This window comes from Actinomyces viscosus (assembly GCF_900637975.1).
Lineage (GTDB): Bacteria > Actinomycetota > Actinomycetes > Actinomycetales > Actinomycetaceae > Actinomyces > Actinomyces viscosus.
Map to the genome: position 1 here is coordinate 2,683,455 of NZ_LR134477.1, position 10,763 is coordinate 2,694,217.

Here is a 10,763-nt window from a genome sequence, read left to right on the forward strand (position 1 = left end):
GGTGAGCGCGAGAGGGATCCGGTGGAGAGAGGGAATGACATCCATGTCATTCCACAGTGAGGGTGCCGTACCTCCACAGCGACACGCTCACTCCTCCACCTGTCGTCCTCAGCGGCCTCCACAACCGCCGTGACGTGGAGCGCCGGGGACGGATACGGGCTCAGGAGGGCGACTGTGCGGCCTGCTTGATGCGGCTGGTCAGCTCGGTGACCTGGTTGAAGGTGGAGCGCCGCTCGGCCATGAGGGTGCGGATCTTCTTGTCAGCGCTCATGACGGTGGTGTGGTCGCGCCCGCCGAACTCGCGACCGATCTTGGGCAGGGAGAGGTCGGTGAGCTCGCGGCACAGGTACATGGCGATGTGCCGGGCCGAGACCATGGTGCGCGAGCGGTTGGCCGAGCACAGGTCGTCGATGGTGATGCCGAAGTAGTCGGCGGTCTGCGCCATGATGAGGGAGGTGGTGATCTCCTGGCCCTCGGGGTCGGAGATGATGTCCTTGAGGACCATCTCGGCCAGGGTCTGGTCGACGGGCTGCTTGTTGAGGGAGGCGAAGGCCGTCACGCGGATGAGCGCGCCCTCGAGCTCGCGGATGTTGGTGGTGATGCGCGAGGCGATGTACTCCAGGACGTCGAAGGGCAGGTCGAGGCCCTCGGCGGTGCCCTTGCGGGAGAGGATCGCGATGCGGGTCTCCAGGTCCGGGGGCTGGACGTCGGCCAGCAGGCCCCATTCGAAGCGGGAGCGCAGGCGCTCGTCGAGCCCGCCCAGGGCCTTGGGCGGCTGGTCGGAGGTGAGGACGACCTGCTTACCCGAGGAGTGCAGGGAGTTGAAGGTGTGGAAGAACTCCTCAAGGGTCGACTCCTTACCCTGGAGGAACTGGATGTCATCCACCAGGAGAATGTCGACCTCGCGGTAGCGGCGCTTGAAGCCCTCCATGCGTCCGTCGTCCTGGTTGCCGTCCCGCACGCAGGCGATGAAGTCGGAGACGAAGACCTCGGAGTTGACGTACTTGACGCGAATCCCCGGATTGAGGGTCTGGGAGTAGTGACCGATGGCGTGCAGCAGGTGGGTCTTGCCCAGCCCGGAACCGCCGTAGATGAACAGGGGGTTGTAGGCGCGGGCCGGGGCCTCGGCGACGGCCAGGGCCGTGGCGTGGGCGAAGCGGTTGGATGAGCCGGTGACGTAGGTGTCGAAGGTGTAGCGCGGATTGAGCTGGGAGACGTCATGGGCCGCCGTCGGCGTGAGCAGCCCGGTGGAGCCCTGGGGGCCGGCGGTGCCGGGACTGTAGGCGCCGGGGAAGGCCGCCATGGCCGGAGCGGAGCCCGACGTCGGCGAGGGGGCCGATGCCGCGGAGGCCTGGGGCCGGGGCACCGGTGAGGAGGCGGGGGCCGGATAGGTCGCGGGGTCCCCGACCTGCTCGCCGTACGCGGGCGCGGTTGCAGGAGCGGTCGGGGACGGAGTCGGGGAGGGAACGGGGACGTCGCCGGGCGCCGCGGCTGGGGCGGACACGGGGGAAGGTCCCGACAGCACCGGCGAGGACTCCGGTGAGGGTGCCGGTGGGGCCGACAGGGGGGATGGTGCCGGTGAGACGGTGGCCAGGTTGACGGGCTCGGGGGCCACGGGCGGCATCGGTGCTCGCGATACCTCCGAGGAGGTGTCGACCGTGACCTCGATGGGCATGGGGCGTCCCCACACCTGGGTGACGGCGGCACTGATGGGACCGCGCGCCTGCTCGACGATGTCCTTGGCGAAGGCCGATCCGACGACGAGGACGAGGGTGCCGTCGACGTCGATGAGGTGGGTCATGCGAATCATGGACATCTTGCCCTGGCCCAGCTCTCCGGAGCTGGAGAGCACCTCGAGGGCGGAGAGCCATTTGGTGTTGGCGGCGTCGGGCACGACGGACTCCTGATCGGCATGGTTGGTGAACCCGGTGACGGCAACCCGACCGGCGTCGGCCAGGGCACTGCGTCGATGATGACAGGGATGTGTGGACCTGGCGAACCGGACGGTCTTGGCCGGGCGTCCCATCATGCTGTCTCTCCACAGCCTTGTCCACATCTGGGGACAAGGCGAGCAATGACTCACAGGAGATGTTCAGAAAAAACTCTGGGATCGCCAGGTTTCACTGTCCTCGACCATGTGGCACGAGCCCGCGAAACGACAGAGGTGTAGCCATTGCGTAGTCATTCTCGGCGTGACTGAGAAGGTGCACACAGGTCAGTGAGTTATCCACATATTCGCAAGGCTGTGGACGGGCGGCTTCCCACAGACGTGGACACGGACGGGCTCGGTTGTGGATGACGTGTGGATGGGGTGTGGATAACGTCATCGGTCACAGTGGTCACAGTCGGCCGCATCCGTTTGACCGGCAAGGGGGCCAAACGTAGGCTGTTGCAGACGTTCGCGCGGAGTCAGGTCCCGATCCATGGGGCAGCCGCACGAGCGACAGTGCCGCGAGCCTCGCGATGCACTGTTCCGATCACCTCAAGCAGGAGTTAAGCCCGTGAGCAAGCGGACCTATCAGCCGAACAACCGTCGTCGTGCCAAGGTGCACGGCTTCCGTAAGCGCATGTCCACCCGCGCAGGTCGCGCTGTCCTCGCTTCGCGACGCCGCAAGGGTCGCGCTCGCCTCGCCGCCTGAGGTGCTCGGCGCGGCGCACCGATTAGCGCGGGGTGAGGACTTCACGACCGCGATTCGTCGAGGTACGCGTTGCGGGAACCGCAGGCTGGTTGTGCACTACCACGCCGGCGGGAGAGGGGATGACTCCCCGGCTCTCGTCGGCGTCGTCGTGCCCAAGAAGCAGATCCCGTTGGCGACCCACCGCAACCGTGTCAAGCGTCGCGTCAGAGCCCTCATGGCTCAGCGGGTCGATGCGCTCGAGCCGGGGGCCCGCGTCGTCGTACGCGGACTGGCCGGTGCCGACGGTGCCGACAGCAGCACCCTGGGCAAGGACCTGGATCGGCTTCTGAACCGGTGCCGTGAGCGTCACGCGGAGCATCAGGACCAAGGACGGCAGCGGTGAGTCGACCGGATACGAGTGAGCGATGAGTCGATGGCTGACGCGAGTCCTTCTGGCTCCGGTGCGTCTCTACCAGCGCTTCGTCTCCCCGCTTCTGCCGGCGTCCTGCCGCTACTACCCGACCTGCTCGGCCTACGCCGTCACGGCGCTGGAGGTCCACGGTCCGGTCAAGGGCACGCTGCTGGCCGCCTGGCGTCTGCTGCGATGCAACCCGCTGACCCCCGGTGGAGTCGATCATGTTCCGGACAAGGGGCGATGGCGTTACGACCATCCCCGTGACGTTCCCCGGTTCATGGTTGCTTCACGGTCGACGAGCTCTGATCGACCCCGACGGACCGGCTGATCCGACGCCGACTCAGACTCTGAGATCGCACTGATACCGCTCTTATCTCCCAAGAGAACCCCATACAAGGAGTACGGATGGACACGTTGTTGTGGCCCCTCAAGGTGGCCGTGGCCTGGGTCATGGTCACGATCCACAAGGCCCTGGTCCTCGTCGGTTTCCCCGACGGGCCGGGTGTCGCCTGGGTGCTGTCCATCATCGGTCTGACGATCGTGGTGCGGCTGCTCATCATGCCGCTGTTCGTCAAACAGATCCGGGCCTCTCGGGGGATGCAGCTCCTCCAGCCGGAGATGCAGGCGCTTCAGGCCAAGTACAAGGGCAAGAAGGACCCCGAGTCGCGCCAGCGCATGAACGAAGAGATGATGGCGCTCTACCGCAAGCACGGGACCAACCCCATGGCCTCCTGCCTGCCGATCCTGGTGCAGATGCCCATCTTCTTCGCCCTCTTCCGGGTGCTGGCCTCGCTGGGCGCCGTCGCGGGCGGCACCTACGGGCGCCCCTCCATCGGTCCGCTGACGATGGAGCTGGCCAAGCAGGTCCAGGACTCCAGCGTCTTCGGAGCCAGCCTGTCCTCGTCCTTCATGAGCAGTGGCGACAACACGCAGGTCAAGATCGTCACGGTCGCCATGATCATCATCATGTCGGTGACGCAGTGGTACACCATGGCGCAGCTGACGATGAAGAACATGTCCACGGAGTCCATGAACTCCGACAACCCCATGATCCGCTCCCAGCGGATGATGATGTACGTGATGCCGGTGATCTTCGCCGTCTCCGGCGTCAACTTCCAGATCGGTGTGCTGGTCTACTGGGTGGTCTCCAACCTGTGGACCATGGGCCAGCAGTTCTTCATCATTCGCAACATGCCCGCGCCCGGCAGCGAGGCCGAGAAGAAGTACCGGGAGCGGGTCAATGCCAAGCGGGCGCGCAAGGGTCTGCCCTCCCTGGAGGAGGAGGAGCGAGCTGAGGCGGTCGCCAAGGCCGAGGCCGAGGGGCGGACCGGCGGTCAGCGGGTGCAGCCGGTGCGCAAGAGCCGGCAGAAGAAGTCCGGTGGCCAGAGTGACTCCCGTGGAGAGGCGCGCGCGGACGTCGTCGGCGACTCCGACGTCGAGCAGATCGAGGACGCGAGCGACTCCCAGGACACCGGATCCAAGAACTCGTCATCCTCCAAGAGCGGCGGCCTCAGCGATGAGGAGATCGCTCGACGTCGTTACGAGCGCCGAGCCCGCCAGCGCCGCGAGGCGGCGGCCCGGCGCAAGGCTCAGGCCAAGAAGAAGCGCAACCGCTGAGACCTGCTCAGCGGTGAGACAACCCGGTTCCCATCACAGATACGGATGACATCATGAGCGAGCAGCACAGTAATGACTCCTCCCACCAGTCCGCAGGCAAGCCTGTGAGCAACACCGTCTCGCGCCTCGAGGAGGAGGGTGAGATCGGTGCCGACTACCTCGAGGAGCTCCTCGACATCGCCGATCTGGGCGGCGACATCGACATCGACATCGACCACGGGCGCGCCTCGATCGCCGTGGTCGCCTCCGAGGAGGGCGACGAGCGTGAGCTCGCTGATCTTGTCGGACGCGACGGAGAGGTTCTTGAGGCCGTTCAGGAGCTGACCCGCCTCGCGGTCCAGGCGCGCACCGGCAACCGCTCCCGGCTCATGCTCGACATTAACGGCTACCGCGCCGATCGTCGGACCGAGCTCACCAAGGTCGCCCAGGAGGCCGTCACCAAGGTACTCACGACCGGGGAGTCCGTCAGCCTGGAGCCGATGAACCCCTTCGAGCGCAAGGTGTGCCACGACGTCGTTGCCTCCGCCGGCCTGGTCTCGGAGTCCGAGGGCGCTGAGCCGCACCGCTACGTCGTGGTCCTGCCGGCCGACGAGGTGGAGGACGACGGCATCGATGAGGTTGAGGCTGTTGAGGAGACCGAGGACACCGGTGCGGAGCTGGTCGAGGAGCGGTCCGAGGCATGAGTGAGGAGCAGCGGGCCCAGGTGGAGGAGCCGACGCCGGAGATGCGGGAGATCTTCGGGGTCTCCTTCTCCGCGGCGGAGCACTTCGCGCAGATGCTCGCTGAGGAGGGTGAGCTGCGCGGCCTCGTGGGGCCGCGCGAGCTTCCTCGCCTGTGGAGCCGGCACATCGTCAACTCGGCCGCCGTGGTCCCCTTCCTGCCGGCTCGGGGAAGTGTGGCCGACGTCGGCTCCGGGGCCGGTTTTCCTGGTGTGGTGGTTGCGCTGCTGCGACCCGACCTCGAGGTGACGCTCATAGAGACGATGGAGCGCCGCACGCAGTGGCTCTCCGACGTCGTCGAGGAGTTGGACCTGGACAATGTGACCATTCGACGGGCGCGGGCCGAGGAGATCAAGGACCGCTATGACGTGGTCACGGCCCGCGCGGTGGCGAACCTGTCCAAGCTCGTGAGGCTGACGGTACCGCTGCTGCGGCCGGGAGGTGCGCTGCTCGCGCTCAAGGGGATGCGGGCACAGGCCGAGGTCGACGACGCCAAGTACGTGATTAAAAAAGCTAAATTATCAGTCGCCGTGGTTCATGAGGTTGTTACTCCCGGCGACGAAACGACTGCTGTGGTTGAGATTCGCCGCCCGAAGAACCGGTGAGATACGGCGCGCGTTCGGTGTAACGCGTAAGGATCGACCTGCTCGCGTAGACTCGTAACTGCCCGACTGGCTCGGGCCGTTGGATCGTCGTCCGAGGAGAAGCAGGTTTGTCCGGATCGTCTATCTTCGATCAGCTCCAGGCCGAGCACCTCGCCCTAGACGAGGTAGCGGGTGGAGAGTTCCCACATCCCGAGCGAACCCGCGTCATCGCGGTCGCCAATCAAAAAGGCGGTGTCGGAAAGACATCGACCGCCGTCAATCTTGCCGCGGCCTTGGCCGAGGGCGGACTGCATGTGCTCCTCATCGACGCCGACTCGCAGGGCAATGCCTCGACGGCACTGGGGGTTGAGCACGATGACGACAACGCCTCCATCTACGACGTCCTCGTCGATGGGACGCCTATCAAGGATGTCGTGGCCAAGACCCGTTTCTGCGAGACCCTGTGGTGCGTGCCGGCGACGATTGATGTGGCCGCTGTCGAGATCGAGCTCATCTCCACCGCAGAGCGGGAGTCACGTCTGCGACGTGCGCTGGTGGACTACCTGGTTTCACGTGAAACGGATGGGCACGAGCCACTCGACTACGTCATCATCGACTGCCCGCCGAGCCTCGGCATTATGACGATCAACGCCTTTGTCGCCGCCGACGAGGTCCTCATTCCGATGCAGGCGGAGTACTACGCCCTTGAGGGACTGGCCCTGCTGACGCGTTCCATCGATCGGATCGCGCGTATTCACAATCCGGGCCTGGGTGTCTCGATGATTGTGCTCACCATGTTTGACGGGCGTACCACCCTGGCTCGTGAGGTGGAGTCCGAGGTTCGTTCCTACTTCCCTGATGCAACGCTGGACACGAAGGTCCCGCGTTCAATCCGTGTCGCCGAGGCCCCCTCCTTCGGCGCTCCTGTGGTGTTCTGGGATCCCCGGTCCACCGGCGCAATTGCGTATAAGAAAATGGCTCGTGAGGTCGCTCTGCGGGGCGCTCCCCGAATTGAAGGCGAGGAAGCCTAATGGCTCAGAAACGGCGTGGACTTGGACGGGGTCTGCAGGCGCTGATTCCAGAGGCGCAGAAGGAGAAGGTATCTGCGTCCCGTCCTTCTGACGTGTTCTTTCCTGACTCACGGAAGGCAGACGTCCAGGACCACGAGGACACGGCCTCGCAGGTTGAGCATGCAGACGCGGAGCCCGAGCCGGAGGCTCGCAGTACTCGCGATCTGACCGCCACCCTCTTGGCTCCCTCCCAGCGGAAGCGGGGATCCAAGAGCCGCTCAACACGCTCGACGTCATCCAGGACGCAGGACACGAGCAAGCAGAACGCCTCTGTTTCACGTGAAACCACGCCGGATTCTTCTTCCACAACGAAGACGACCGAGAAGAAGGCTGGAAAGGCGTCGTCGTCTGCTACCTCGACCAAGAAGAGCACTCGATCGGCGTCTCAGTCAACTCGGAAGCGCTCGACGAAGAAGACATCGGAGACGACATCGAGCAGCTCCCAGATGGCCGAGGAAGCGAAAGCGGACGAGCAGTCGCTGCAGCCGGAGGCTGTTGAGACGGTATCTGCGGCTGTCGAGGAATCCTCTCGTGAGGATGCGGCGGCGGTCGACAGCCCCGCTGTGGAGAGCGCCGCAGAGCCAGTGCCGACGTCGGACGATTCGGCGGTTTCACGTGACACGGAGGAGGAGCAGTCCGAAGCCGTCGATGATCGACCTTCGCACTCCGAGGCTGAACAGTCCGTCGACGGTTCGGCGTCGTCTGAGGTTCACGATGAGACCGATGACGCCGACGACGCGGAAGCTGATGCTCCCGATCTGGTGCCGGTTCCCGGTGCGCATTTCGCTGAGATTCCGGTCGGACTGATTCACCCGAATCCTCGCCAGCCCCGCCAGGTGTTCGATGAGGACGATATCTCCGAGTTGGCGGCCTCGATCGCGGAGGTGGGCCTGCTGCAGCCGATTGTGGTGCGCCAGGTGCCTACGTCACCGGGAGAGGAGCTGCGTTATGAGCTCATTATGGGTGAGCGTCGTCTACGTGCTTCCAAGGAAGCCGGGCTGGAGACGATTCCCGCAGTAGTCCGGGATACCGACGACGTCGACATGCTGCGCGATGCACTCCTGGAGAACCTGCACCGCGTCCAGCTCAATCCCCTTGAAGAGGCTGCGGCCTACCAGCAGCTGCTTGAGGACTTTCAGTGCACCCACGCGGAACTGTCCGAGCGGATCGCCCGGTCGCGCTCACAGATCTCGAACACGCTGCGCCTCATGAAGCTTCCGCCGCTGGTACAGCGCAGACTCGCAGCGAATGTCATCTCCGCCGGCCACGCCCGCGCACTGCTGGGGCTTCCTAATGCCGCAGAGATGGAGCGACTCGCTCAGCGTGTCGTGGCAGAGGGCCTTTCGGTCCGGGCAACGGAAGAACTCGTAGCTCTTCACGAGGATCCTGAGCCCGGATCGGATCAACCGAAGGTGCTGCGGGCTCGCAGCACTCCTCTCCCGGCCCTCTCGACGCGCCTGTCCGATGCCTTCGATACTCGCGTGAAGGTGACACGTGGAGCGAAGAAGGGGCGCATCACCATTGAGTTCGCCGGAGATGAGGATCTTGCTCGTATCGTCGGCGCACTGGCGCCGGGGACGTCGCTCGATGAGGAGTAGTCGACGTCGAGTGTAGAACAGTGTGGGGCCGAGACAGTATCTGTCTCGGCCCCACTTCTTGTTGTCATGAGACGGCATCTGTTCCCGTGCCGTTGGACATGCTGCAGATGCTGGTCGGAATAAAGGTGTGTTTCACGTGAAACCGCGGGGGCATACGTTCTGATGTTCGCGCGTGAGCCGTGAGCGGCTTAGGAGCGCTCCGGAGATCGTTGGCAGCCAGATGGAGTGTGCATCCGCATGCGGTGCTGACTCGATGGAGTGAGGGTGGCACGTCGACGGATGATGCGGCCGCATGTCGAAGACTGTTTCTGCGAAATCGGAGAAGTGATCGGTGGTGAGTCCACGTGACGCCCTCACGATATGAGCAGCATCCTTGGCTTCAGAAGGAAGTTGGTAGCTGTAGGCCTCATGGTGTAATCGAGTGCGCAAGAGAGGCGACTGTACGTGTCACGTGGGGCTTCACGGTCGCGCTAGTAGTGGCTTGAACAAAGCTTTCTGGTGAGGACGAGGTGCTCTCTTGGGGTAGGGGTGACCTGTCTTCATCTTGCAGTAGGCGGTGATCGAGTGTGGGTGGAGCGCGAGGATCGTTCCGCAGCGTCCCTTCCTGTGTCACGCTGTTCCTTCCTTCCCCAAGAGACTCGGCGGCCTAGTGAGTCGACTGCCGGCGCTTCTGAACCGTGCTGCAGACGACTCGATACGAAGATGACGATATAGAAGCCGGAGTACTTGAAGTGCCGCCAGCGCCGTTGTTTCACGTGAAACCGGTATCGGGCTTGCTCTCGCTATCAGGAGACAGGAGCTCTTGTTGAGAAGCTGAGAATGCAGACGAGGAGACACGGTGAGGTGAGGCGGCGCCGCCTGGATGACGTGAGCTCCCGACTCAATCGGCTTCGATTGCATATTTAGTAGCCGACCGGCGCTGCATCCATGGGTCGACGTTCTCCGGAAGGCGTCTTCGAGAAAGCCAGGTTTCACGTGAAACACGGGGCATTCCGGGTATCGGGGACATCAACTGGAGCGTCGAGTCGAGCGGGAGGTGGAGCTCAAAGCAAGGTCCCTACCCCTGGAGTCGTGCGTCTCGGTGCTGTGGTAACTGGTTGTCGTGAGGGAGGAGTTATGAACAGCAGGGCGGAGGAGGCGAGAGCACCGTCGTACGGTCCAATCACTCACTGTGCCCACCCACCAGCTGAACGCGACGTGGTTTCCACGAAGCTAGCCACGCTGTACCTTCTGCGGCTCACCTCCATCAAGAGGATCGGCCATGGACTGCGATTTCACGTGAAACGTCAGGCGGTATGTCATTAACGGCGATGAGAACAAGCGACACATGATCGGCTATCTCCTGTGATGCGTTTCGCCCGAAACCGGTTTATCTCATGTCGGTGTGCTGCCGAGGGTGCAGGAGAAGGCCCCTACCCCTTCCTCCTCGGCTGGTCTGCCGTCATCACCGCTTGATGTGGAGGAGGGGCGGACGACACTGTGTCTTGTCGAAGCGCCAACAGCCCCGACGCTTCGGGGCTAGGTGAGAGTGAAGGATACCGAACCGACGTCCGCCAGAAAGGTTTGAGGATAAAAGTCCGATGAGAATGTTGATGGGGTCAACGTCGGTTTCACGTGAAACGTAGCGGGTAATGCTGGGGAGGGCGATCATCCGGCGTAGCACTCCTCTACGGATGCACAGCACGGTCGTGATGACACGTCGTGAATGTTTCACCTCGTTGGCTTACTGGAGGAGACAGGGTGGTGAGGCTTAAGCGCCGACTCGAGCGAGAGTCCCTTCTGAGTGAGCAACTGAGCGATCATGGCTGCTCTATCGACACCGGTCCTTGGCGCGATACCACGTCATGTGTGGCTCGCTCTCGATCCAAAGGTTTCACGTGAAACCTGAATAGCTCCAGCCGGTCCCGGCAAGGTCTTCAAGTCAACCGCGTGAGTCCTCCGACCGTTGCCTCCGGAGTCAATGTGGGTGAGGTGAGGTTCATGCGGAACGCAGTGGAGTACCTAGTGAGGATGAGGACGGTTGATGTCTCGTGGGCTCTCCTCGTGATGGAGGCGCACCATGCCTGAATCGATTGGTGCCGACAGCGGCGTGCTCCCGATAGCCGTTAGGTCGTGTTGCGAAAGCACGGCGAGGCATCCGCG

The 10,763-nt window shown here is 63.8% G+C and carries 9 protein-coding genes; 8 read left to right on the forward strand and 1 reads right to left on the reverse strand.

Going from position 1 to position 10,763, the window contains the following annotated elements:
- Positions 1-160: 160 nt before the first annotated feature.
- Entirely contained in the window at positions 161-1,894 is a 1,734-nt protein-coding gene (dnaA, locus tag EL340_RS11460) for a chromosomal replication initiator protein DnaA (RefSeq protein ID WP_126415467.1), read from the reverse strand.
- 607 nt (positions 1,895-2,501) lie between these two features.
- Here dnaA and rpmH point away from each other — a divergent pair.
- The 8 genes from rpmH (at position 2,502) to EL340_RS11500 (ending at position 8,621) form a co-directional block, all read left to right on the forward strand.
- Positions 2,502-2,639: a 50S ribosomal protein L34 gene (rpmH, locus tag EL340_RS11465; protein ID WP_026426261.1), complete on the forward strand. Its 138-nt coding sequence runs from the start codon at positions 2,502-2,504 to the stop codon at positions 2,637-2,639.
- Between the two features lies 1 nt (position 2,640).
- Positions 2,641-3,021 (forward strand): ribonuclease P protein component, encoded by a 381-nt coding sequence (rnpA, locus tag EL340_RS11470; RefSeq protein ID WP_126414662.1) that lies wholly within the window; start codon positions 2,641-2,643, stop codon positions 3,019-3,021.
- A gap of 22 nt (positions 3,022-3,043) precedes the next feature.
- A complete protein-coding gene (gene yidD / locus EL340_RS11475) occupies positions 3,044-3,361 on the forward strand; it encodes a membrane protein insertion efficiency factor YidD (protein WP_126414663.1) in 318 nt (105 codons plus the stop codon).
- Positions 3,362-3,438: 77 nt separating this feature from the next.
- On the forward strand, positions 3,439-4,650 hold the full coding sequence (yidC, locus tag EL340_RS11480) for a membrane protein insertase YidC (RefSeq protein WP_126414664.1): 1,212 nt from the start codon (positions 3,439-3,441) through the stop codon (positions 4,648-4,650).
- A 53-nt stretch (positions 4,651-4,703) separates the two neighbouring features.
- Positions 4,704-5,333, forward strand: a complete 630-nt coding sequence (locus tag EL340_RS11485; protein ID WP_126414665.1) for a Jag family protein — start codon at positions 4,704-4,706, stop codon at positions 5,331-5,333.
- Complete coding sequence (gene rsmG / locus EL340_RS11490; RefSeq protein WP_126414666.1) at positions 5,330-5,974, forward strand: 16S rRNA (guanine(527)-N(7))-methyltransferase RsmG; 645 nt, start codon at positions 5,330-5,332, stop codon at positions 5,972-5,974. Before EL340_RS11485 ends, rsmG begins: the two co-directional genes overlap by 4 nt.
- Before the next feature lie 107 nt (positions 5,975-6,081).
- Entirely contained in the window at positions 6,082-6,984 is a 903-nt protein-coding gene (locus tag EL340_RS11495; protein WP_126414667.1) for a ParA family protein, read from the forward strand.
- Positions 6,984-8,621 (forward strand): ParB/RepB/Spo0J family partition protein, encoded by a 1,638-nt coding sequence (locus tag EL340_RS11500; RefSeq protein WP_126414668.1) that lies wholly within the window; start codon positions 6,984-6,986, stop codon positions 8,619-8,621. The genes EL340_RS11495 and EL340_RS11500 overlap by 1 nt, the downstream gene beginning before the upstream one ends.
- The last annotated feature ends 2,142 nt before the right edge of the window (positions 8,622-10,763 follow it).